This is a genomic window from Candidatus Amarolinea dominans (genome assembly GCA_016719785.1).
Lineage (GTDB): Bacteria > Chloroflexota > Anaerolineae > SSC4 > Amarolineaceae > Amarolinea > Amarolinea dominans.
Genome location: JADJYJ010000014.1, coordinates 36,971 through 59,880, shown reverse-complemented (window position 1 = coordinate 59,880; position 22,910 = coordinate 36,971). Strand labels below are relative to the sequence as shown.

The 22,910-nt window shown below is 63.3% G+C and carries 15 protein-coding genes; 8 read left to right on the top strand and 7 right to left on the bottom strand.

Going from position 1 to position 22,910, the window contains the following annotated elements; translation table 11 throughout:
* Positions 1-18: 18 nt before the first annotated feature.
* The 5 genes from IPM84_15540 to IPM84_15520 form a co-directional block, all read right to left on the bottom strand.
* A complete protein-coding gene (locus tag IPM84_15540) occupies positions 19-1,719 on the bottom strand; it encodes a hypothetical protein (protein MBK9094152.1) in 1,701 nt (566 codons plus the stop codon).
* Positions 1,716-3,047 carry a hypothetical protein gene (locus tag IPM84_15535; GenBank protein MBK9094151.1) on the bottom strand — a complete coding sequence of 444 codons (1,332 nt, stop codon included), beginning with the start codon at positions 3,045-3,047 and terminating at the stop codon, positions 1,716-1,718. The genes IPM84_15540 and IPM84_15535 overlap by 4 nt, the downstream gene beginning before the upstream one ends.
* Positions 3,048-3,115: 68 nt before the next feature.
* Entirely contained in the window at positions 3,116-4,327 is a 1,212-nt protein-coding gene (locus IPM84_15530) for an ATP-binding protein (GenBank protein MBK9094150.1), read from the bottom strand.
* A 116-nt stretch (positions 4,328-4,443) separates the two neighbouring features.
* A complete protein-coding gene (locus tag IPM84_15525) occupies positions 4,444-5,727 on the bottom strand; it encodes a caspase family protein (GenBank protein MBK9094149.1) in 1,284 nt (427 codons plus the stop codon).
* A 2-nt stretch (positions 5,728-5,729) separates the two neighbouring features.
* Positions 5,730-6,362, bottom strand: coding sequence for a hypothetical protein (locus tag IPM84_15520; GenBank protein ID MBK9094148.1), 633 nt, complete (start codon positions 6,360-6,362; stop codon positions 5,730-5,732).
* A gap of 194 nt (positions 6,363-6,556) precedes the next feature.
* Here IPM84_15520 and IPM84_15515 point away from each other — a divergent pair, with 194 nt between their 5' ends.
* The 8 genes from IPM84_15515 (at position 6,557) to IPM84_15480 (ending at position 19,572) form a co-directional block, all read left to right on the top strand.
* Positions 6,557-6,763 (top strand): DUF1902 domain-containing protein, encoded by a 207-nt coding sequence (locus tag IPM84_15515; protein ID MBK9094147.1) that lies wholly within the window; start codon positions 6,557-6,559, stop codon positions 6,761-6,763.
* Positions 6,735-6,827 (top strand): type II toxin-antitoxin system HicA family toxin, encoded by a 93-nt coding sequence (locus tag IPM84_15510; protein ID MBK9094146.1) that lies wholly within the window; start codon positions 6,735-6,737, stop codon positions 6,825-6,827. Before IPM84_15515 ends, IPM84_15510 begins: the two co-directional genes overlap by 29 nt.
* Positions 6,828-6,990: 163 nt before the next feature.
* Positions 6,991-7,908 (top strand): endonuclease/exonuclease/phosphatase family protein, encoded by a 918-nt coding sequence (locus tag IPM84_15505; GenBank protein MBK9094145.1) that lies wholly within the window; start codon positions 6,991-6,993, stop codon positions 7,906-7,908.
* A gap of 38 nt (positions 7,909-7,946) precedes the next feature.
* Positions 7,947-11,735, top strand: coding sequence for a hypothetical protein (locus IPM84_15500; protein ID MBK9094144.1), 3,789 nt, complete (start codon positions 7,947-7,949; stop codon positions 11,733-11,735).
* Positions 11,736-12,827: 1,092 nt separating this feature from the next.
* Positions 12,828-15,038 carry an ABC transporter permease subunit gene (locus IPM84_15495; protein ID MBK9094143.1) on the top strand — a complete coding sequence of 737 codons (2,211 nt, stop codon included), beginning with the start codon at positions 12,828-12,830 and terminating at the stop codon, positions 15,036-15,038.
* A complete protein-coding gene (locus IPM84_15490; protein ID MBK9094142.1) occupies positions 15,031-15,879 on the top strand; it encodes a carbohydrate ABC transporter permease in 849 nt (282 codons plus the stop codon). Before IPM84_15495 ends, IPM84_15490 begins: the two co-directional genes overlap by 8 nt.
* Positions 15,880-16,368: 489 nt before the next feature.
* Positions 16,369-18,441, top strand: coding sequence for an excinuclease ABC subunit UvrB (uvrB, locus tag IPM84_15485; protein MBK9094141.1), 2,073 nt, complete (start codon positions 16,369-16,371; stop codon positions 18,439-18,441).
* A gap of 90 nt (positions 18,442-18,531) precedes the next feature.
* On the top strand, positions 18,532-19,572 hold the full coding sequence (locus IPM84_15480; GenBank protein ID MBK9094140.1) for an LLM class F420-dependent oxidoreductase: 1,041 nt from the start codon (positions 18,532-18,534) through the stop codon (positions 19,570-19,572).
* Positions 19,573-19,584: 12 nt separating this feature from the next.
* Here IPM84_15480 and IPM84_15475 read toward each other — a convergent pair whose 3' ends face one another.
* Together IPM84_15475 and recJ are read right to left on the bottom strand one after the other, a co-directional pair.
* Complete coding sequence (locus tag IPM84_15475; protein ID MBK9094139.1) at positions 19,585-20,130, bottom strand: CDP-alcohol phosphatidyltransferase family protein; 546 nt, start codon at positions 20,128-20,130, stop codon at positions 19,585-19,587.
* A 358-nt stretch (positions 20,131-20,488) separates the two neighbouring features.
* Entirely contained in the window at positions 20,489-22,867 is a 2,379-nt protein-coding gene (gene recJ, locus IPM84_15470) for a single-stranded-DNA-specific exonuclease RecJ (GenBank protein MBK9094138.1), read from the bottom strand.
* Positions 22,868-22,910: the final 43 nt, after the last annotated feature.

The window sequence follows — 22,910 nt, the reverse complement described above, 5'->3', positions numbered from 1 at the left end:
AGGTTCTGGCTCCACGGCTCACGGCCACCACTGCCCCACGTCCATCACCGCTCTCGCCACTTCCCAGACCGCACGTGAATCCATGACCGGCGGCACAATCATTCGATGTTCCTTGCTGAACGAAAGAACTTCACCTCGTGGTCCCTTCTGAAAGTGGTTCCACAAATGAGTGTTCAGGGCATCGCGAATGTGGCAATATGTAACTTGCTGTACTTCAGGCGCGCATTGCGGGGCCATCGCAGCCAGCGCACGGATACGAGCAAGATCGTCCTCGATCGACTGCGCCGCCACTAGACCTTCCGCCAGCAGCCCACTCGTCAATTGCGGCGCCAGCGCCTCCAGCGCTCGGACGCGGGACCATTCATCCCCTATAGCATTTGTTACCGTCAGGCCATCCGCCAACAACTCGCCTGACAGTTGCGGCGCCAGCATCGCCAGAACTCGTGCGCGAGACTCCTCGTCGTCGATGGTCTTGGCCGCCACTAACCCTTGGGCAAGGACACGCATCCGCGACTTTCCCGTTAACCGCGGCGCCAGGGCTACCAGCGCTCGCACACGATACCACTTGTCCTCAATGGCCCGTGCCTCGGCCAGCCCCCGCGCCAGCAACTCACCGGTTAACTGCGGCGCCAGCGCGGCCAGCAATTCCGCACGATCCCCCTCGTCCCAAACGGCCGCCGCCGCCGCTAGGCATTCCGTTACTGCTTCTTTTCGCAACTTGCCTGTGAGCTGTGGTGCCAAGGCAGCCAAGACTTGCGCACGAGACCGCTCGTCCTCGATGGCCCTGGCCGCCTCAAAACCTTGTGCTAGCAGCTCACCCGTCAGCTTCGGCGCCAGCGCCGTTAGCACAGCAGCGCGAGACTCCTCGTCCTCCATGACAAGAGCCGCCGTCAAGCCCTCTTTCAGCTCCCTGCCAGTCAAGTTTGGCGCGAGCGCGACTAGCACGTCCGCGCGATGTCCTTCGTCTTCGATAGCTGCCGCCGCTTCAAGCCCTTCCTCTAGCAGCTCGCCCGTCAATTGCGGTGCCAGCGCCGCCAGCGCAGCCGCACGATGCCACTCGGCCTCGATAGCCAACGCCGCCGCAAGCCCTTGCATGAGAAACTCGCCCATCAAGTCCGGCGCCAGCGCCGCCAGTGCATTCGGCCGGGCTTCTTCATGCTCGATAGCCTGTACTGCCTCAAGCCCCTGGGTCAAAGCTTGCTCCCGCAGATGGCCCGTCAGGTTCGGCGCCAGCGCCGCAAGCATTTCTGCGCGACGCAACTCGTTCTCGATGGCCTGTGATGCCGCCAGTCCATGTGTCAATGCCTCGTCTCGCTGCGCGGCCGTTAGGTACGGCGCCAAGGTCGCCAGCACGTCCACACGAGACTCCGCGTCTCCGATCGCCAGCGTCTCGAGTCCCTCGAGTCCCTTAGCCAACAGCTCGTCCGTCAGCCTCGACGCCAGCGCCGCCAGCGCAATTTCACGATAATCCCCGTACTCGATGGCCAACGTCGCCGCAAGCCCCTGTGCCACCATCTCGCCTACTAGGTACGGCGCCAGCGCAGCCAGTGCATGAGCGCGAGGCTCCTCGTACTCGATTGCGCGCGCCATAGCCAGACCCTCTTCCAACAGTTCGCCCGTTAGGTGCGGCGCCAATGCTGCCAACGCTTCCACACGAGGCCACGCGCCCGTGATTGCCTGCGCCGCGGCTAGCCTCTGGGCCAGCAGTTCTCCCGTCATCTGCGGCGCCAGAGCGCGAGAATCTTCATCCTCAGTGCCTTCAGCTTCCGCAAGAACCTCCGCCGCGGCTCACCTGATAGTTGCGGCGCCAATGCTGCCAGAACTAGCGTACGAGATTCCTCATCCAAAATGCCCTGTGCCGATGCCAACCCCTGCGTCACCAGTTCACCCGTCAGCTGCGGCGCCAATGCAGCTAAGACTTGCCCACGCGATTCCTCATCCCCAATCGCCTGCGCCGCTGCCAGACCCTGCATTACCAGCTCGCCCGTCAGCTGCGGTGCCAATTTAGCCAGCACACGCGCACGGTACCACTCAGCCTCTATGGCCTCTGCCGCCGCCAAGCCTTCTGCCACTGCCTCATTTCGTACTTCGCCCGTCAGTTGCGGCGCTAGCGCGGCCAACGCATCCGCACGCGACCACCTATCCCCAATCGCCTTCACCGCCGCCAGACTTCCCTCCTCAGCTTCGCGTCGTTTCTCAGTCGTCAGTCCGCCCGCGGACAAGATCGCCCGATACATGCTCGCTCGCTTCTCGGCTTCAGGCACCTGCGCCGCCACCGCCAATGCCTGCGCCGCTGTCCACAGCCCTGTCTTCACTGCCCGCCCTACCAGCGCCGGCTCGTAGTTCCCTGCTTGCGAGTTTACGCTGGTGACGATCAGTGAATACCGTATGCACTGCGCTAGCACCGCTTCCTGACGGCCGTCAGACTTCGGCACCTGCACGCGTCGATATGCCTCCTGCCACGCCACCACTACATCCGCCACATACCTGGCATAACTGCCCTCAGCCCGCAACTTCGCCTGTGCCCATGGCTGCTGGTGATCGCCATCTCCCTCTCCCACCAGCTCGTGCAACTCGTCCCATCGCCCCGCGCCGGCCAGATGCTTCGCAAGATTCCGATACATATAGGACTCGTCCAGAGCGGCGATTTGAGATAGCACGACGGTACCAGAATCCATGCTACATAACGACTCAAAACCAAGTTCTACCCCTACCTGAGTCGCAAGTTCATTGAGCAAAAGTATTGCCGCTGCAATCCCCGTCGGATCATCCTTGTCATTTGCCACCAGCAGCCGTTTCTCCAAGATGCAAAATCTATCCTGCAGCTCCGGCTTCCTTTTCTTGATCATGACCTCCAGTTGCTGCAAACCCAGCACATAGTCTATCTCAGCGAATTGCCGCGACGCGCCTACTGCACCTTTCAGGTGTGCATGCATGATCTGCCACTGCCGCAGTAGGTCATCGGCGATCTTCCTCCGAAATCGCAGCAGATCGATCTTGTCGAACGTCTCACCATGTGTTTTGGCCGACTGCGCTACTTGCGACATTCATACACCTCTGGTGTCCGTGACCCATTGCTCTTTCAACGTTCGCCAGACTATTCTCTGGGACCGGGTCATTGCGGGCTCTCCGCTTCACTGAGATCCCGCGCTTCATCCTTGGCCGCCAGGAAATCTTGAAAGCTTTGATGGTAGATCCGATATCGCATCACGCCTGCCACCGGATCCTCGTCGAGAAACTCCCGCCAGTCTCTGATTGCTGACAATACCCGAGCCGGCTTCAACTTTGCCCACGATGCGATCTGCCACACAGTCACCGGCTCCTGCGCCATGGCCAGAAAGCAGATCACCGGCTGCCGATAATCGACCCACCTGTCCTCGTCGATGGCTCGGATCTGCCGCCAGTGGCGCTCGTAGTAGTCCTTGAGGCCCTGAGGTAGCTCGGCCAGCGTTCCATGTCGAAACTCACCTCGCTCGATGGCCGGCAACACGTAGCGGAGGTACATGAAGTTGCCCTCGCTTTTGGCTAGCATCGTCTTCACGAAGGCCTCGACCGTCGTACCCCAGGCGCTTAGACTGGGCTGCATGACCTCCCGCTGGGCAAACTGCCTGATGTAGGCGCGCACGTCCTCGCGGTTGGCATCCGAGTCCGGATCAAGGTAGAAGATCTGCGACCTGTCCACTTGCAGCGGCAGCCCCTCCTTTCGTCGCATGGTTACTGCGACGAATACGCCTGGGGGAAGTGCGGGCGGCAGCAAAAGCACGTTCTCCCCCGTCCGTCCGCGCCAGTCGACTTCGTCCAACGCGTCTACCAGGATAAGCACCTGCTCGCCCGCCGCCAATCCCTCGCTCACCTCTTGCAGCAGCGCGCTCAGAAAAGCGCTGTCGCGCGAGGCTTCCGGCGGTAGCCAGGCGGGGCGGTCGAGTTTGTACCTGGCGATCAACTGGGCGCATATGTTCTCCAGGAACTGGTCGGCTCGGTTGATACCCTGCGTGCTGACCACGAAATGATGCACGTACTGGCCGGCTTGCACCAGATGCGCCATCAGGGCGCTCTTGCCGATGCCGGCTTCGCCTTTAATGATGAAGTAGCCGGATGGAGCCTTGGCTCGGAATTGGTTCAGCGCGTCGAAGACAAAGCGCCTGCCCACGAAGCCCCGGGTCTTCTCCTCGATCAAAGTGGTGAAGGTGATCAGCTTGTGCGCCAGCGGCGCGTATTGGTTGTTCAGGAAGATCTGATAGATCGTATTGTTCTCGCCGATCACCGTGCCACGGGCATCTCTGATGGTCGTGGCATACTTGCTTGCCGTGGAGTCGATTTCAGCCATGTCGTACCTCGCCTGCTGTGGATGCCTTCCTTGGTTGACTGCTCATCTGTTCTGGCGTTTTCCGGGTTCTATCAAGAGGAAAGTTGCTGCTCGATCTGCGCCATTTGTTTGGCAACCTAGTCTCTCTCCGTGACAAGGTCCTGCCGCCGTTCCTGCAGTGTCAACCTGTGCTCGCCGTCCAGCGTTCGGCCCAGGTCTGTATCCAGCGCCGCGATGCGCTTGGAGAGCGTCTCGTACCGCCCTTGCAATTCGACCAACTGCTGCCGCAAATGCCGCCTGGCGGCGTCTCCGCTCAGCGGTTGCCGGCCTGGCGTATCTCCCTGGCCGGGGCGCGAGGATGGCTCACCGCCGAACACCTGCGTCACCTGCGCCTGATCCCCGATCACCAGCCCCTGCGCGCTGCCGATGTGAATGTTGTACTTCCCTTGCTGCACCACGTTGCGATCACCCGTAACAATGGTGCTGTCGCTGATGGTCCCGGCGGCCACGCTGCGCTTGCCGCTGGCATCGATAGATGGCTTGTGTACCGCCGCGGCTCCTTGGGCAGGCGAGAAGCCGGCGCCGCCCAACCCCTTGCCACCCAGCAACAGCGCCACTGCGAAGTCCTCGGTTGCCGTATCGAAAAAGGGGGTCTGCTCGGCCTGGCAGAGGGCACGGGCGCTCTCTGGCACCGCCTTGCCCAGGTGGCTCATCAGGTTGGAAACGCGCACCGTGGTATCGCCGGGCTGGTTGCCCGCGCCCCGCAGCGCCTCGATCAGGTGATAGGTGTAGAGGCTCAGGCTGCCGTCGGGTCGCACCCACGATTGCTGGCTGCCGGTGGAGGAGCTGAAGACCGCCCGTCCTGCGCCTTGCTTCAGTTCTTCGACCAATCCCTTCGGCAGGGCGGTCTGCGTGAACCCCGACGGCAGCTTCATGGCCGGCTGGTCCTTGGCGCTGGCCATCCCGGCGGCATGGCAGCTATCCACAAAGACCAGCAGTCGCTTCGCCCCGACCTGCCGGAGCGCGGCGGTGAAGTCTTCAGCCGGGAGCGCGCTGCCGGCCAGGTCGAACGGTTCGACATCGTGCGGCAGGAGGTAATACTTGCCAGAGTCATCCGCCACCCAGCCGTGGCCGGAGTAGAAGACCACCGCGGTGACGTCGCTGTCGGCCGCGGTCTGCCGGGCCAGCCAGGTCAGGCCGTCGAGGATTGCCTGCCTGGTGGCGCCCGCATCGTGCAGCAGGCGAATGTGTGCGTCGTCGCCAGGGTAACCGCACAAGGCGGGGTCGGTCAGGACCGCCCGCAACGCGTGCATGTCTTTGACCGTCACCGGCAGCGAAAGCCTGGGGTACGCGCATTCGCCCACGCCGATCAAGAGAGCATAGCCGTGAGAAAACTCGTTGGTCTTTGGACGACTGGCCATCATCAACCTCCCTCGCTCATGCGCAGGCGTTCCTCGATCTGCGCTATCCCCTCCGCCGCCTGCTCCCGCGCCGCCGCCAGCTCCTGCCGGCGTTCCTCCAGTACCAGCTTCGTTTCGCTGTCCAGCGTTCGCCCCAGGTCCTTGTCCAGCGCGGCGATGCGCTTGGAGAGCGTCTCGTAGCGACGCTGCCATTCGGCCAACTGCTGCTGCGGATGACGCCGCGCGATGGACCCGCTCGCCGGCCCGCGGCCGCCTGTGACGATGTTGTCGCCGCTGGCGGCCTGCGCGCCGGCGCCCTGGGCGATGGCGCCAGAGCCGGTGAGGGTTGCTTGATAGGAAATGTTGGTCTGAGGACGCGCCGGCGCTGCATCTGCGTCCGGCGCCAGCAGCCGGCCGGCAAATTCCCGGTAGCGCGCCGGGTTGATCTCCTGGATCAGCGCGGCCAGCCGCGCCATCTGCCCGCTGCGCGCGGTGTGTTCGAGCAGGAGCTGCACGCGCTGATGGCGCGTCTGCCCCGCGGCGAATTGATCGTAAACCGGCCGGAAGTGATCGAACGCCAGGGCTGTGAACTCGTCCCCGCTGAGGGCCGCGCTGATCAGGTCACGCAGCGCAGCCGTGTTGTACCGTGTGGTCACAGGGTCGCTCCTTTGCTGACAGATCGAGCCACAGAATAGCACAACTCCGGCAGCGCGTCAATCGAGCCGCGACGCGCTCGGTTGATAGCAATGGCAGCGGTGATAAGCGCCCGCGCTCCCAGCCTGTGACGCTCTCTTTGGCGTCTATTTTCTGATCCGGCCTTGTATGCTATAATACGGCTCGGAGGAATCCAATGGCAACGTACAAAATCACACTGGAGATCGAGCATCTGCCCGAAGGTCCGTATTTGGGAACGAGTCCCGATCTGCCGGGCCTGATCGTGCAGGCTGAGACAGCGGAAGAGGTCATTCGCCTGGCGCCAGACATCGCCGCCGACTTGATCCAGGTCATGCAGGAATCTTCTCTCTGTCATTCCGCATCATCCTGGAGACATTCCTAAAGGGACGCTCAACGCGATCCTGAAACAACTGGGCATTGACCGAGACGAGTTCGACAACGCCTGAGGCAGATCTGCTCCCAGACCCGCATCTCAAAACCACAACATCTTCACGATCTGCGCTATTTCCTCCGCCGCCAGCTCCTGGCGGTGCTCCTCAGCAAAGGAATCCGTGTCAATCTGTGTCAATCCGCGTACCCCCTGCTCCCCTCCACTGAAAGGACACGAACATGAACCGCAAGAACAACCGCCTGGCCTGGCTACTGATCGCGCTGGCCGCGCTGGCGCTGTGGATGATGAACGCCAGCCAGCCCGGCGCCGCGGTCGAGGGGTGCCTGGCCGGCTGCGCCACGGCCACGCGGCCGGACGATGGCAGCGTGCGCATCGTTTCGCTCAATGTCCTGCACGATTTTCCGCGCTTCGCCTTTCTGCCGCAGCGCCTCGATCTGATCGCGGCCGAAATCCGGCGTCTGGATGCCGACATCGTGCTGTTGCAGGAAGTGCCGTGGACCTGGCGCGGCGGGCTTGGTGCGGCCTACCTGGGGCAGGCCAGCGGGCTGAACCACGCCTATCTGCGCGCCAACGGCAACCGCTGGGCCATTCTCTTCGAAGAAGGTGAGGCTATCCTGAGCCGATTTCCCCTGCGCGACGTGAGGTTTACTGAACTGCGGCCACGCGAAGCGCCCTTCCAGCACCGCGTGGCCTTGAGCGCGGTCGTGGACACGGCGTTGGGGCCGCTGCGCGTCGTCAGCACGCACCTGGCGAATCAAAATCCCGCCGTCAACCAGGAGCAGGCGTCGGCCTTAGCCCACTTTGTCGCCGCCCAGCCAGGGCCAATCATCATCGGCGGCGACTTCAACGCCACGGCGGACAGCGCCGCGATCCGCGCCCTGCAGCCAGCGTGGGTGGATAGCTTTGCCGCGGTGCGGCCCGATGATCCCGGCTTGACCTGTTGCGTGGATGACTTGACCGCGCCGCCGGACGAGCCGCTGGAGGAGCGCATTGACTATCTCTTTCTGAAGCCGGGGCCAGCCTCCGCCTGGCGTGTGCGCGCCAGCCAACGCCTCTTCACCGCCCCCCAACTCACCCCCGCTGGTCGCATCTGGGCATCAGATCATATCGGACTATGGCTGGTGCTGGAACGCTGACCGGAGATTCGTGTGCGAGACCGGAGAAAGGACTCACCATGTCCAACCATCGAATTCGTCAGAGTGTACTCATACTGTTGATCTCCTTGCTGCTGCCACTGCTGGCTGCATGCAATGACGAGCCGCCCGACAGGCCGGCCGCGACGGCCACGCCACCACCGGCCACAGGTGTACAGGGCAACCCCAAGACCCCGCTGTCGCCGGGCAACCGCAGCTACCATAGCCCTGACCTGGCCTTCAGCCTGGATTACCCCAACGATTGGCGCGTGTCGGATAAGAACGCCAGCAGCGACGGCGTGATCTTCTACGTGAGCGACCGTGACACCTCGCTGTGGGTGCAGCGTCAGGAATTCGGCGGCGCCGCAGACGCGGCCAATCGCGCCGGCATCGCCTATCTCAAAGGCGTGAACTCACGACCAGGCATCAGCCAGGTTGTGTATCAAAACGAACCCACGGCCTACCGCGCCGGCGGCCTCGATGGCCTGAGCTTGGACTTCAGCTACGTAGCCAGCAACAAAATACCGCAACAGGGCATCTTCATTGCCGTGACTACCGACGACGGCCAGACCTATCTCTTGAACTTCGAAGCGCCACAGGCTACCTATCGCGATGAGGTCAGCATCTTCGATTCGATGCTGCAAACCCTGCACATCAGCGGCGTCGTGGTTGGTCCCTCCAACCCAGTCAGTAAACCGCCAACGGAACGTAGCGCAGAGGCCGAATGGCTCATCATGCTCTACGTGGACGCCGACGACAACATCCTCGAACGTGACATGATGGTTGATCTCAATGAGGTCGAACGCGTCGGCTCCAGCGACCAGGTGCATATCGTGGCCCAAGTGGATCGCTACAAGGGGGCGTTCAGTGGCATGGGCAACTGGACATCCACCAAGCGCTTCTACATCACCAAAGATGACGACCTGGGCAAACTCAATTCACCAGAGTTGGCCGACCTGGGGGAACTGAATATGGCTGACGGCCAGACCCTCAGCGACTTCATCACCTGGGCCCTGGTCAACTATCCGGCGCGCAAACACGCGTTGATTCTGTCCGATCACGGCTCCGGTTGGCCGGGCGGCTTCAGCGACCCGGCGCCTGGCGGTCAGGGGCGGGACAAGTTGGCGCTGGCAGAAGAGATGGATGACAACCTGTGGCTGATGGAGCTGGACACAGCGCTTGGCGCCGCGCGCCAGAAAACCGGCCTGGACAAGTTCGAATTGATCGGATTCGACGCCTGCCTGATGGGCATGTTGGAGGTCTACACCACCCTGACCCCCCATGCCCGTTATGCCGTGGCTTCGGAAGAAGTGGAACCGGCGCTGGGCTGGGCCTATGCCGGCTTCCTCAGCCAGTTGATCGCCAACCCGGCGATGAATGGCGCCGACCTGGGGCGCACCATCGTCAACAGCTACATCGCGCAGGATCAACGAATCCTTGATGCCACCGCGCGACGCCAGTTGCTCAAAGAAAATGACATGGACGAGAGCCTGGATTCTCCTAGCGTGGTCAAAGAGTTCAGCGTGGATGTCACCCTGGCCACGGTTGACCTGAACGCCATCCCCACGCTCAACCAAGCCGTGAATCGCCTCAGCACCCAACTGGCAGGCCTGGAGCGCAGCAAGATTACCAGCGCCCGCGCCAACGCGCAGGGCTTTGAGAACGCTTTTGACGAAAGCTCTGCGTCTCCCTACATTGACCTGGGACACTTTGTGAAATTGCTGCGCTCGCAGAGTGGCAGCGCTGCGGTCAAGCAGGCGGCGGACGCCGTGCTGGCGGCGATGGGACAAGCCGTTGTCACTCAACGCCACGGGCCGGAGCGCCCCGGCGCGACCGGTATCTCGATCTATTTCCCCAGCCGTACGCTCTACCGCACACAAGATAATTGGCAGTATACGCGCATTGCCAGCCGTTTTGCGCAAGTTTCTGGTTGGGATGATTTTTTGGCTGCGCATTATGGCAGCCGGCGCAGCGATGCGGCGCCCAAACGCACCGTTACCCGCTTCGCGGCGCTGAGCAAGCCGATCCAGATCGAGCCACTGCGCTTGTCCGCGACCACGGCTGCAGCCGGCCGGCCCATCAATCTGCAAACCACGATCAGCGGTCGGAACTTGGGCTTTGTCTACCACTTCATCGGCCGCACACTGCCTGAAGAGCAGGCCATTCTGATCGAGGACATCGCCTATGTCCAGGCCACTGATACGCAGGAGATTGACGGCGTCGCCTATCCAGCCTGGCCGGCGGAGGATGTGGCAGTAGACCTGGACTGGGAACCGGTGCTGTTCAGTATCAGTGATGGCGTCGCCGCGGTGCCGGCGCTCTTGATGCCGGCGGCGTACGGCGACACCCCAACTTACGCGGTTGAAGGTATCTATCGCTTCGCCGATGGCAGCTCGGAGCGTTTTGCGCGCATCTCCTTTCGCGACGGACGCCTGACCCAGGTGCTCGGCTATCCGCGGCTGAGCAACCTGGGCGCGCCGCGCATCATCACCCCGGCGCGTGGCGATACGTTCACCGTGCTGCAGCAAATGCGCAAGGTTGCCAGCACCGCCATGGATCCGTTCGATGCCGGCAGCGAGCAGGGCAGCACCTTCACGCGTGAAGGCGGCACGCTCACCTTTGGCGACACGGCATGGACTGTGGTCGAAAGGCCGGCGCCGGCCGGCAGCTACGTGATTGGTGTGATTGCCGAGGACCTGGATGGTCAACGCAGCGCGCAGTTCGACACAGTCTTTGTGGAAAATGCGCAGGCTGTCGCGGTGAATGGTTTCAAACCCTACACCAACTCCGCCCTCGCCATTGCCCTGCTCTACCCCGCAGCCTGGAGTGTGGAAGAGGACGCGGCCAACGACATGGTCTCGTTTACCGACGATGAGAACGGCGCGTTGGTTCTTGTCGTGCGCGATAGCTACCCCGACGCCGACAGCGCAGACGCCGCCAACGCTCAGGGGTTGGCCGACGCGCTGGCCTTGTTTACGGCCGACAGCGAACTGAAGAACGTGGTCGTCGCACCCCAAGCAGAATCGGTGTTACTGGGCGCGTACCCAGCCATGCAGCGCGGCGTCACGTTTACCCTGGATGGCGAGCCGCTGCAGGCGCTGGCCGTCGTCTCTTCGCCCACGCGCAATGCGACATTCACCGTTCTCCTGTTGAGCGCGGCGGCCGATTTCACGGCCATGCAGGCCACCTTCCAGCCCCTACTTGCCAGCTTCGACATCATGCTGACGGGCCTCAGCAAGGAGCCGTTGGGATCGCCCGCGCCCAACATCCAGCGCGTCTTGTGGCAAGACACCTTCAACACCGATGACAGCGGCCTAACGGATGACAGCGGTGATTGGGGCGCGGCTGGTTATTCTGCGGCGGGTCAATACGCCGTGAGCTTGAACCCCTATGGCGGCCCCCTGTATGACTACTACCCCGCTGAAACCCTGCCCGCCAGCTTTGTTCTCCAAGCCGCGACCAGCTTCAGCGGCGCCGCCAACAACGGCTATGGCCTGATCTTCCAGGTCACCGATAGCGAGCAGTTCTACAGCTTCCAGATCTCGGGCGATGGCTTCTTTGGCCTGGATCGCATTGATGACGCGGAAACCGTGACGACCTTGATTGACTGGACGCCGTCGGATTTGATTCTGACAGCAGAACAGGCTATCAACACGCTGACCGTGGCCGGTGATGGCGGCGCGTATCGCCTGTACATCAACGGGCGACAGGTGGCCCGTTTCAGCGACGACCGCTATCAAGGCGGCTCCTTTGGACTGATTGCCGATAACTACGATGAGCAAGCCCCGGTCAGCTTCACCTTCGATCAATTGACCATGGGCGCCCCTTGAAACCAAAAAACGGCATGGTTCACCGCCGGGCCGGGGGTGCCCTCCCCCCCCCGGGTTTTCCCCCCGGCCCTTCCCCCCCCCCCCCCGGCGGCCCCCCCCCCCGGCCGCCTCTTTGCCCCCCGGGCTTTTTTTCCCCCCCCCCCCCCCCCGGTTTTGCGGTTCCCCCCGCGCCCCCCCGCCGCGGGCTCGGGCCCGGGGGGGGGGGGCGCCGCTCCCGCGCACCGGCGGCGGCAACCCAGAACGCCCCGCCCCCCCCCGTCGCCGAACGTCGGATCAACGGGGCGTTTCCTGGCGCCGGCCTTTCCCGGGCACGCGGCTCCTCGGCCGCGCGGCGGTGCGGCCCCCCGCGCCCGGTGGTCATCAGCGAATTGCTGACGAGCGCCGGTCAGCAGGCGGGTCGCGTGTTAGCCAGCCTGGATTATCGGCCCCTGGGGCGGGACTCGCCGATGAAACGTTTTTCCAGGGCTGGCGAGCGCGCCCGGCGTTGCAAAGATCCGCCGAGGGGGCGCCCCCCGGGGTGCGAGCCCGGCCCTGGCCGCCTCGCACCCGCCGCCCAAGCCTGCTCGGAGGGGGGTCCCCCCCGTCCCGGCCGCCCGGGGGGGGGGCCCGGGCGTGCCCCCCCGCGGTCGCCGACCAGCCCGCCACGCCAACTGGTGCGGACCCGACGGCGGCTCGAATCCGGGACGGCCCGCCATCCTCAATGCTCGTGCTCTGGCACAACATGCGCAGCTTTCAGCGCGGCAAGCGCGCCGGCCATAGTCCCTTCCAGTGGGCGAATATCACCCCTGGCACCGACGACTGGCTAACCCTGCTCGGCTATCCTGCCGCCTGAGGGCGATCGGCCCCGACACGACACGACACGACACCGCGGCGCGCCTTTGTACGGCGCGGCTGCGGTTCTGACCGGCTGTCCTGCACAAGGTCGGTCGCGAGCAATTTGTAAAGGTGCTGAGGCCCGGTTGATGCCTCAAAGTGAACCATGCCCAAAAAACGAATCAAGACTCATGACTGGTATCAATCAAGAGGGTTGAACGACGAGGGCACAGCCTGCCAGTGGACCCTGGGCGTGGGATGGCTTGACCTCAAGAGGACATGATGAACCGACAATCGCTGACTATCTGGCGCCAGCTTGCTACCATCCTGGCCGTGCTGCTGATTGGCGCCGTGGCTCTTGGGCTGCGGCTGCGCGCGACGCAATTGCTCCCCATTGACTACGACGAGGATGACTACCTCGGCGCAGCCCAACGCTATGCCCAGTTCATGGCAACGGGTGATGTGCAGGGTCTGGTGGATTATGCCTACAACTATGAACACCCCCCGCTGACCAAGTTGGTTTACGGTGTGGCGATTTTGCCGGTGCCGCCGGCGCCGCTCTTACCTGAGCAGTCCTCGACCCTGCCGCCAGCCAAGTCCCTGCCACAGCCCCATTTTCGGATTGCCCGCACAGTGTCGGCCGTGATGGGCACGCTGGAGGTGCTGGCGCTGGCGGTCCTGCAGCCGTTGGCCGGGCTGTTGCTCGCCGTCCATACGTGGACGATCAAGTACACCAGCCAGGTGATGCTGGAACCGTTGCCGGCGCTGACCAGCCTGCTGACCGTGCTGTTTTATGTCAAATTTCGCCGTAGCCGCAGCTCCGGCAGAATTCCGGCTGCCACCGGCTGGTCAATTCTATCGGCGATGGCATTGGGCTTGACAGCCTCGTCGAAGTATACGTACTGCATCGTGGGACTTGCGATCGTGGCCGATGCCGTTTGGCTTGCGCTCGCTGCCAGGACGCCGCGTGACGATGCAGGCGCGCCCAATCACCATCTGCGCGCTGTCATCTTCGATCTGCTCCCGTGGGGCCTGATTGCGATTGCCATCTTTTTTGCAACCAACCCACGCCTGTGGTCGGACCCGTTCGGGCGCCTGGCGCAATCGTTGCTGTACCACGGCGATTACGCGCAGAGCGCCCACGTGCGTCAGTTCAACTTTCCCTTCTGGCAGCCGTTGGTCTATTTGCTGGGACCGGTACCCTGGCATCCAGGTGTCTTCGTTGTCATGCTGGACATCTTCATCACGGTTCTGGCGGGCCTGGGACTGGGCCGGCTGTGGCGGGAATACCGGGTCTGCGCGTTGTGGCTGGCCATCGGGTTGGGTTTCCTGCTGATCTGGCCGACGAAGTGGCCGCAGTACATCCTGACGATCACGGCGCCGCTCTCGTTGGCGGCTGGACTGGGCATGCAGGGCGCGCTCTGGGAGCCGCTACTGCGTTCACTTCAGCGCCGCAAGGCGCCGGACGGCCCGGCGCTGCGCACGGCGGGAGACCAGCGCATTGCCCGGCGCGATTCAAGGCGCGCCTTGCCCTGGCTCGTGCCGGGGATCATCGCGCTGAGCCTGCTTGCGCTCTTTCCACTGATCTACCAGGCGGCCGTGGCGTTGACCGACTTCAACGCCATCTCGATCCGGGATGGGATTCAGGGTGGGGTGTGGCGGGCGGTGTGGCAAGGACTGACAGGGCAGGCGCAACCGGTAACGGTGGCCCTCTTCGACAGCATGACTCGGACAAAGGAAGTCCATTGGGCCGGCCCCACGGTGCTGGGTCAACTCCTGGGAGGCGCTGCGCCCGACCTGCTGGCCTTCAACCTCCTGTGGGTGGTTCTGTCCATGTTGCTGCAGGCCGTGTTGGGGGTGGCGGCCGCGTTGATGCTTCATCGGCGCGGCGTGCGTTGGCGTAATTTCTGGCAGACGATTTTCATCCTGCCCTGGGCCATCCCCGAGTTCATCGGCGCGCTCATCTGGCTGCGCATCCTTGAGCCGGGCTTCGGCTGGCTGGCGCTGGCTGTTCCCGCAGACGCGCTGCGCGCCCAATCTGTCGCAGGCCCGGACGCGACCCTGGTGCAGTTGCTCGTGGCCGCCACCTGGTATGGCTTCCCCTTGATCATGCTGGCCGCCACGGCCTCCTTGAAGCTGACGCCAGACGAGGTCTACGATGCGGGCGCGATTGACGGCGCCGTGGGCTGGCAGCGCTTCCGTTGGATTACCTGGCCCCTGATGCGGCCGTTGCTGGCCCCCGCGCTCTTCGTGCGCGGCATCTTCGCCTTCAACCAGTTCTACCTGTTCTACACGATGCGCGTGGAGCCGCCCACCATCACGCTGGCCACGGCATCCTACTACCTGTTCGCACCCACCGGCAATTTCGGCGGCCAGTTTGCCGTCTCGGCCGCGATCAACATTTTCACGGTTCTGGTGCTGCTTGGGCTGATCTTGTGGCTGGCCCGACTGACGCGCGGCGCAGCGACGGAAGAGGTGACCTATGTATAGACTGACCTGGTGGCAGCAGGTGCGTTACCAGGCGGGCCTGACCCTGATTGGCCTGTTCGTACTGATCCCGCTGTGGGGAATCGTTTACCTGGCGTTCGATGGGGGCGTCAAAGGCTGGCCGACCACCTTCCGGGTATGGCCGGAACAGTTCACGATGGACGTGTTTGTGCGGATGTGGGAGAAGCCGGCGCAGGGCATGCCATTCCTGGCGCTGCTGCGTAACAGCCTGATCGTGTCGGCCGGCGCGGCGCTGCTATCGGTCGCTTTGGGCGCCAGCATGGCGTATGCGTTCGCCCGCTATCGCTTCCCTGGCCGGCGGCTGGGGTTGTTCGGGCTGCTGCTGGGCGTGCTGCTGCCCCCGGTTGCGCTGATGGTGCCGCTCTACCTGCTTCTTTCAGCCCTGGGCATCCGCACGACCCTCTTCGGGCTGACCCTGGTCTACACGTCGTTCGCCATGCCGTTTTGTATCTGGAACATGCGCGCCGCGTTTCAGGCGGTCGCGCTCGAGCTGGAGGAATCGGCCTTCCTGGACGGCGCCTCGCCGTGGGTTACGTTCTGGCGCATCACCCTGCCGTTGGCTTTGCCAGCCATCGCCGTCGCCGGGCTGATCGCCTTCCTGATTGGCTATTCAGAGTTCGCCATGGGCTGGCTCTTCGTGGACAAAGCGCAAAACGTGACACTGGCGATGGCGATCTCGGGTATGGTCCAGTCGTCTTACCTCGATTCGTGGGCCAACCTGGCGGCGTTGGCACTCATGATGAGCCTGCCGGTCGTCGTCATTTTCCTTGCCGCCCAACGCTATCTGATCAATCGGCTGCTGCTGGGGCCGGTGGAAAGCTGAACGGAGAACGGAGATCAGAGATTGGAGATTCGTGTGCGAGACCGGAGATTCGTGTGCGAGACCGGAGATTCGTGTGCGAGACCGGAGATTCGTGTGCGAGACCGGAGATTCGTGTGCGAGACCGGAGATTCGTGTGCGAGACCGGAGATTCGTGTGCGAGACCGGAGATTCGTGTGCGAGACCGGAGATTCGTGTGCGAGACCGGAGATTCGTGTGCGAGACCGGAGATTCGTGTGCGAGACCGGAGATTCGTGTGCGAGACCGGAGATCGAAAATCGAAAATCGAAAATCGGCCTGCCTCTGCCGTATTGCGCTTTGTCCGTGTACTTGGACAGCTTCTGCCCTTGCGCTATAATACATCCCAACAAAACAAGTGTTCGCTCTGCACTCTGCACTCTGCATTCTGCACTCTGCACTCTGCGCTTTGCACTCTGCACTCTGCGCTTTGCACTCTGCACTCTGCACTCTGCACTCTGATTGGTGGGGACTATGCCTGATTTCAAAGTCGTCTCTGATTTCCAACCGACCGGCGATCAGCCGAAGGCTATCGAGCAATTGGTGAAGGGGCTGCGCGAGGGCTTTCAGCACCAGACGCTGCTGGGCGCGACGGGTACGGGCAAGACGGCCGTGATGGCCTGGGTGATCGAACAGGTGCAGCGGCCTGCGCTGATCATGGCGCACAACAAGACGCTGGCCGCGCAGCTCTACAGCGAGTTGAAAGAACTGCTGCCGCAGAATGCGGTCGAGTACTTCGTCTCTTACTACGATTACTACCAACCCGAAGCCTACGCGCCCAAAACCGACACCTACATCGAGAAAGACTCCCAAATCAACGAGGAGATTGACCGCCTGCGCCTGGCCGCGACCTCGGCCCTCCTGAGTCGCCGCGATGTCGTGATCGTGGCTTCGGTGTCGGCCATCTACGGCCTGGGCAGTCCGGAGGATTACGGTCGCGCAGTGGTCAATTTGCGCATGGGCAACACCATTCGCCGCGACACGGTGCTGCGCGAGTTGGTCAGCATCTATTACGACCGTAACGATGGCACGCTGCAGCGCGGCAAGTTCCGGGTGCGCGGCGATACGTTGGAAGTCCTGCCGGCGTATGGCGAGCAGGCTTATCGCATCGAGTTCTGGGGCGATCAGATCGAGCGCATCACCGAGGTGGACGCGTTGACCGGTGAGGTGTTGCAGGAGCATCAGTCCGTGGACATCTACCCGGCCAAGCACTTCATCACGCCGCAAGATAAGCTGGTGGAGGCGATGCAGGAGATCGAAGCAGAGTTGGAAGCCCAACTCAAACAGTTCCGGGCCGAGGATAAGCTGCTGGAAGCGCAGCGCCTGGAACAGCGCACCCGCTATGACCTGGAGATGATGCGCGAGGTGGGCTTTTGTTCCGGCATCGAAAATTACAGCCGGCCCCTGGCCCGGCGTCCGGCCGGCGCGCGTCCCTGGACCCTGCTCGATTACTTCCCGGCCGATTGGCTGCTGGTGGCGGATGAGAGCCACATGACGATCCCGCAGATTGCCGGCATGTACCGCAGCGACCGCAGCCGCAAGGAGGTGCTGGTGCAGTACGGCTTCCGCCTGCCCAGCGCGCTCGACAATCGCCCGCTGACCTTCGAGGAGTTCGAGTCGTTGCTCAAGCAGGCGATCTACACCAGCGCCACGCCTGGCCCGTACGAACGCAGCCATTCCAGCCAGATCGTCGAGCAGATCATCCGCCCCACCGGTCTGGTGGACCCGCAGGTCATCGTGCGGCCGACCAAGGGGCAGATTGACGATTTGATCCGGGAGATTCGCCTGCGCACCGCGCGGGGCGAGCGCGTCCTGGTCACTACCTTGACCAAGCGCATGGCCGAGGACCTGGCTGAGTATCTACGCGAGGTCAACGTCAAGGTACACTACCTGCACTCGGACATTGACACCCTGGAGCGGATCGAGATTCTGCGTGACCTGCGCCTGGGCGTGCATGATGTGGTGGTTGGCATCAACCTGCTGCGTGAAGGACTCGACCTGCCGGAGGTTTCCCTGGTGGCGGTGCTGGACGCGGACAAAGAAGGATTCCTGCGCTCGGAATCGGCGCTCATCCAGACGGTGGGGCGCGCGGCGCGCCATATCAACGGCACGGCCATCTTCTACGCTGACCGGGTGACCAATTCGATGCAGAGGGCGATGGATGAGACAAGCCGGCGCCGTGACATTCAAATCGCGCACAACAAGGCGCACGGTATCGAGCCGCGCAGCATTAGCAAGTCGGTGCGTGACTTGACGCAGCGTGTGGCCGGCGCCAGGATGGTGGCCGAAGCACGGCCGGTCTACCAGGTGGGCGGTGAGGATGGCGCGCCGACCAGGGCACTGTCTCTGGCCGCGCTGCCCAAAGATGAAGCGGCGCGCATCATCAAGCAGTTGGAAAAGGAGATGAAGACCGCCGCACAGTCGCTGGAGTTCGAGAAGGCCGCGCAACTGCGCGATCAGATCATCGAACTGCGCCGGGCCATGGAAGACCTGGACAATTCGCCTCTGTGGGAGAAGATTCGTAAATTCGAGAAGGGCGGGAAGTAGCTCGGGTCTTTCGCCTGGTTTTTTTTGACCGCAGGCCGCGCGTCGTGTTATGATGACCGTGTGCCCATACCTGGATTGCGAGGAAATCACATGCCATCACTCCGACTCGGACTGAATGTCGGTTACTCCGGCGCCAAGATCGAACTCCCGCTGGAAATGATTCAGGAGGCCGACCGCTTGGGCGCCTACGTGGTGTGGACGGCGGAGTCCTACGGCTCCGATGCTGTCACGCCCCTGGCCTGGCTGGGCGCGCTGACCCGCCAGATTCACCTGGGCACGGCCATCATGCAGATGCCGGCCCGCACCCCCGCCAACACGGCGATGACCGCGATGACGCTCGACCAACTGAGCAGCGGACGCTTTCTGCTCGGCCTGGGGCTTTCCGGCCCGCAGGTCGTCGAGGGCTGGCACGGCCTGGCCTACGGCAAGCCACTGGGCAAGACACGCGAGTATGTCAGCATTGTACGTGACATCTTCAGGCGTGAGGCGCCGCTGGTACATGACGGCGAATTCTACCAGATTCCCTACCTGGGCGCGGACGCCACCGGGCTGGGCAAGCCGTTGAAGAGCATCCTGCATGGCCGGCCGGATCTGCCCATCTACCTGGCGGCCATCGGCCCCAAGAATGTCGAGATGGCGGCTGAAATTGCCGATGGCTGGTTGCCCATCTTCTTCTCACCGCGCCATTACGCGCAGACCTACCAACCTCAGATCGAAGCCGGCTTTGCCAAAGCGGGCGGAGGCAAGAGCCTGGCGAACTTTGACATTGCCCCTTCGGTGCCGGTATCGGTCGGCAAGGATGTGAACAACGCGCGCAACCTGGTCAAGCCGTTCCTGGCGCTGTACATCGGCGGCATGGGTGCGAAGGGCAAGAACTTCTATCACGACCTGGCCTGCCGCTACGGCTACACCGACGCGGCCAATCAGATTCAGGACCTGTACCTGGCGGGCAAGAAATGGGAAGCCATGGCCGCGGTGCCGGATGATCTGGTGGATGATGTGGCGCTCTGTGGGCCAAAAGAACGCATCGCCGAGCGCCTGGAGCTTTGGCGCAACAGCCCCATCACCACACTCAACATCGCCACCCTGACCATCGAGGGCTTGCGCGTCATGGCTGAACTGCTGCTCTGACAAGGGCTACGGCTACGGCACCGAATTACGCCCACGCAAGAAGTCCCTCACCAGCCCCCACACCGTTCTGGCCCAGGTGACGCTGTCGCGCGATAGTCGCGGCCACTGCACGGCAGCCAGCGTGAGCAAGAAGGCAATCAGCAGCAGCCCCAACTCCCGGTAAAACCACAGAACTAACAGCACCGCAGTCACGTCAATGACGCGCAGGAAAATGATGGTGATGGGCTTGCGCTGTACCAGGGCCGCCACGATCAGCGCCAGCAAGGTGTAAGCAATGCCAAGCCACCACGGCAGGAACCCCGCCAGCAGGATGAAAGCCAGCGTGGCCCAGGTAAACACCACATCCACCGCAAACTCGTGACGCCCCAGCCAGGATGGCTGGCGGTTGGGAATGCGTCGGGCCATGAAGCCATCCAGATTGTCGCTGATCCACGCGACCATGGCCAGGATGAGCGCCATCGCGACAGCATCCCGCCCCCGCGCCACACCTAGCGCAACGATGAGGGCCGCCAACAGAAGACGACTTGCAGTGAGAAGGTCTGGAATCCAATTCATCATACCTGTTCACCATCAGTTCATTGAGGAGACGAAGACCCTGAATGTCACCCTGTCCCCGGAAAACTCCCGGCAGATCAGAGGTGCGTGTTCATGGAGGCAACCTGTCAGGTGACTGCGGGCTGTCTGACAAAGTCCTGTGCGGTTGTGACGCGGATGATCTGTCATAATCAGCCCGTCAGTACGATTTGGCGCTGTTTGTCACAGAGATCATCGTGTCCCGTGTGCCGATGAACGACCCGACCGTTACGGAGGTTCACATCATGTTTACTATGCTTGTCGTGTGTTTGATCATGACTGTCTTGATGTGTACTGCGCTGGCAAACTGAGTTCGCCGGTGCGACACATCCCGTTGACGGCCCTACCCTGGTCGCTCGCCCATCCAGGCTTCGATGGGGGCACGCCGGCAAAAAGCCCGAAATGCGGCCGCCTCCGCCAGCAGGGCCTGCAGTTCGGCCTGCGCAATGGTGCGTGTGGTTTCCTGTGCTGCTCCGTCCGTGGACAGGCTGCGATCCACAGCCTTCACAGCTTCCACAGCTTCCATGGCCGGAGCCAGGCGGACCCGGTCGCCGGTCTGCCAGCTCACCACCTGCAGGCGTCCAAACAGTTCAAGCCAGGCCAGGCCGCGGCGCACGGCCAGTTCCCGTTGACCCAGGCCGGCTGCCACCGCCGGCACGTGCAGTTCGCCCCCGCGTCGGGTGATGGCATACTTGGCCATGCCGAGCAAGTTGCGTAAGAACAGTTCCAGCCGGTCCTCGGCCGTTGCCAGATTGACCAACGCGAGTTGCGGGGGCGCCACGCGCTCCAGCACTCGCTCCAATTCGGCCCGACCCGGCGGCGCGCTCCAGATGATCAACGGCCGACCGGCGTCCAAACTGCGTCGGTCGCGCACCGGCCCCTCCAGCGCCACATGACCCTCGCCCCAAATCTGCCAGGGTTCGCCGCTGTTCAACAGGCGGCGCACCTCAGCCAACGGATCAGGCAGCCCGCGCAGATCGGTAATCGGTATCGCGGCAGGCGCAGCCGTCACCTCCACGGCAGCGGGCCGGCGCAGGCGCACGGCGCGCATGACCAGTTGCAAGGTGGTATCGCCCCGGTATTCGTTCTGCGCCAGGGTGTAGGCTACATCCAGCGTGCCTTCCGGCAGGTCGGCGTCCGCCCCTCCCCACCATACCACATCCTGCATATGGCCTTGCGCGTCGGCAATCGTCAGCTTGCGATGGCGACGGTTGCGGCCGATCAGGCGATGTCCCTTCACTGTCACCTCGAAGGTGGCCAGCGTGACCGGCGGATTGCCTTCGCCAAAGGGCGCCAGGCGATTCAATTCTTGCACCAGTGGCAGGGACAAATCCTGCAGTGGCAGAACGGCATCGAGCGCCAGCGCGTAAGCATCTTCCGGTGTGGTGCGCATGGTGGCGATGGTGTTCGACAGCGCCCGACGCAGCTCAGGCACGCGCTCCGGTCGCACGGTCAAGCCGGCCGCGCCAGCATGGCCGCCGAAACGTTCGATCAGGTGTGCATTGGCGGCAATCGTCGCGCCCAGGTCAACGCCGGGCACCGAGCGCGCCGAGCCACGCGCCAGCCCATCCGGAGCCTGCGTCAACAGCAGCGCCGGGCGCCGGTACTGCTCGGCCAGGCGGTTGGCGACGATACCAAGCACGCCGGGGTGCCAGTGCGGATTCAACAGAACCAGCACCTGCCCATCCAACAGCGACGGCTCGCGCGCCAACATCTCCTGCGCGGCCGCTTCCACTTGATCGCACAGCAGCTTGCGTTCGTTGTTCAGCCCTTCCAGTTGAGCAGCCAGGATGCGCGCCGTGGTCGCATCCGTGGTGGTCAGCAGTTCAACAGCCTGGGTGGCGTCCGCAAGACGGCCCAGCGCGTTGAGCCGCGGGCCAAGCTGAAAGCCGATTGTCTCGGCATCCACGCGCAGGGGGTCGAGATTGGCCTGCGCCATGAGCGCCTGCAGGCCGAGGCGCGGCGATTGGCGCAGTTGCAGCAGGCCGCGCTGCAGCAAGTAGCGCGTATCGCCTACCTGCCGCGCCACGTCAGCCACGATCCCCAGCGCGACCAGGTCTAGCAGGCGTGCCTCAGCGCCGGGACGTCCTGCGCGGCTGTAGAGCGCCTGCATGAGGATGAAGGCCACGCCGACGCCGGGCAGTTCGCGCAGCGGATGTGCCCTTGCCAGCAGCTTTGGCTCAACCAGGGCTTCGACGCGCGGCAGGTCGGGCGGCAGGTCATGATGATCGGTGACAATGACCTGGACCCCACGCGCCCGTGCCAGGGCGATGGCCTCATGCTCCGCCACACCGGTATCGCAGGTCAGCAGGAGATCAACGCCCTGGGCCAGCAGCTTCTCCAGCGTTGGTAGCTTGATGCCATGACCGTCGCTTAAACGATGAGGAATGACATAGAGCGGCTGCGCGCCCAGTTCACGCAAGGCGTCTACCAGGAGAGTTGTGGCCGTCTGCCCATCCACGTCGAAGTCGCCCCATACGGCCAGGCGTTTGCGCTGGCGGATGGCCTGCCAGAGCAGATCAGCGGCTGGCGTCACGCCAGGCAGATCTTCCGGCGGCGCGGGGACATAGCGCTGCCAATCCAAAAAGGCAACGGCCGCCGCGGGATCGGCCAGCCCCCGGCGCGTCAGGATGTCGGCCACCAACGGGTGCCCGCCAACGGCCGTGCGCAGCGCCGCAGGCGCCGTGACCGCCGAAGGTTCGATCCAATGTCGTTGCGTCATATCAGCCGCCTCCTCTGTTATTGTAACACGGACAGGAGCGGGC

Bases quoted from the DNA above. Each gene is read 5' to 3' on its own strand.
- IPM84_15540 (MBK9094152.1), bottom strand. From the start codon at position 1,719: ATGACGGGAGAACTGCTGGCCCAGAGGCTAGCCGCGGCGCAGGCAATC.
- IPM84_15535 (MBK9094151.1), bottom strand. From the start codon at position 3,047: ATGTCGCAAGTAGCGCAGTCGGCCAAAACACATGGTGAGACGTTCGAC.
- IPM84_15530 (MBK9094150.1), bottom strand. From the start codon at position 4,327: ATGGCTGAAATCGACTCCACGGCAAGCAAGTATGCCACGACCATCAGA.
- IPM84_15525 (MBK9094149.1), bottom strand. From the start codon at position 5,727: ATGGCCAGTCGTCCAAAGACCAACGAGTTTTCTCACGGCTATGCTCTC.
- IPM84_15515 (MBK9094147.1), top strand. From the start codon at position 6,557: ATGGCAACGTACAAAATCACACTGGAGATCGAGCATCTGCCCGAAGGT.
- IPM84_15505 (MBK9094145.1), top strand. From the start codon at position 6,991: ATGAACCGCAAGAACAACCGCCTGGCCTGGCTACTGATCGCGCTGGCC.
- IPM84_15500 (MBK9094144.1), top strand. From the start codon at position 7,947: ATGTCCAACCATCGAATTCGTCAGAGTGTACTCATACTGTTGATCTCC.
- IPM84_15495 (MBK9094143.1), top strand. From the start codon at position 12,828: ATGATGAACCGACAATCGCTGACTATCTGGCGCCAGCTTGCTACCATC.
- IPM84_15490 (MBK9094142.1), top strand. From the start codon at position 15,031: ATGTATAGACTGACCTGGTGGCAGCAGGTGCGTTACCAGGCGGGCCTG.
- uvrB (MBK9094141.1), top strand. From the start codon at position 16,369: ATGCCTGATTTCAAAGTCGTCTCTGATTTCCAACCGACCGGCGATCAG.
- IPM84_15480 (MBK9094140.1), top strand. From the start codon at position 18,532: ATGCCATCACTCCGACTCGGACTGAATGTCGGTTACTCCGGCGCCAAG.
- IPM84_15475 (MBK9094139.1), bottom strand. From the start codon at position 20,130: ATGATGAATTGGATTCCAGACCTTCTCACTGCAAGTCGTCTTCTGTTG.
- recJ (MBK9094138.1), bottom strand. From the start codon at position 22,867: ATGACGCAACGACATTGGATCGAACCTTCGGCGGTCACGGCGCCTGCG.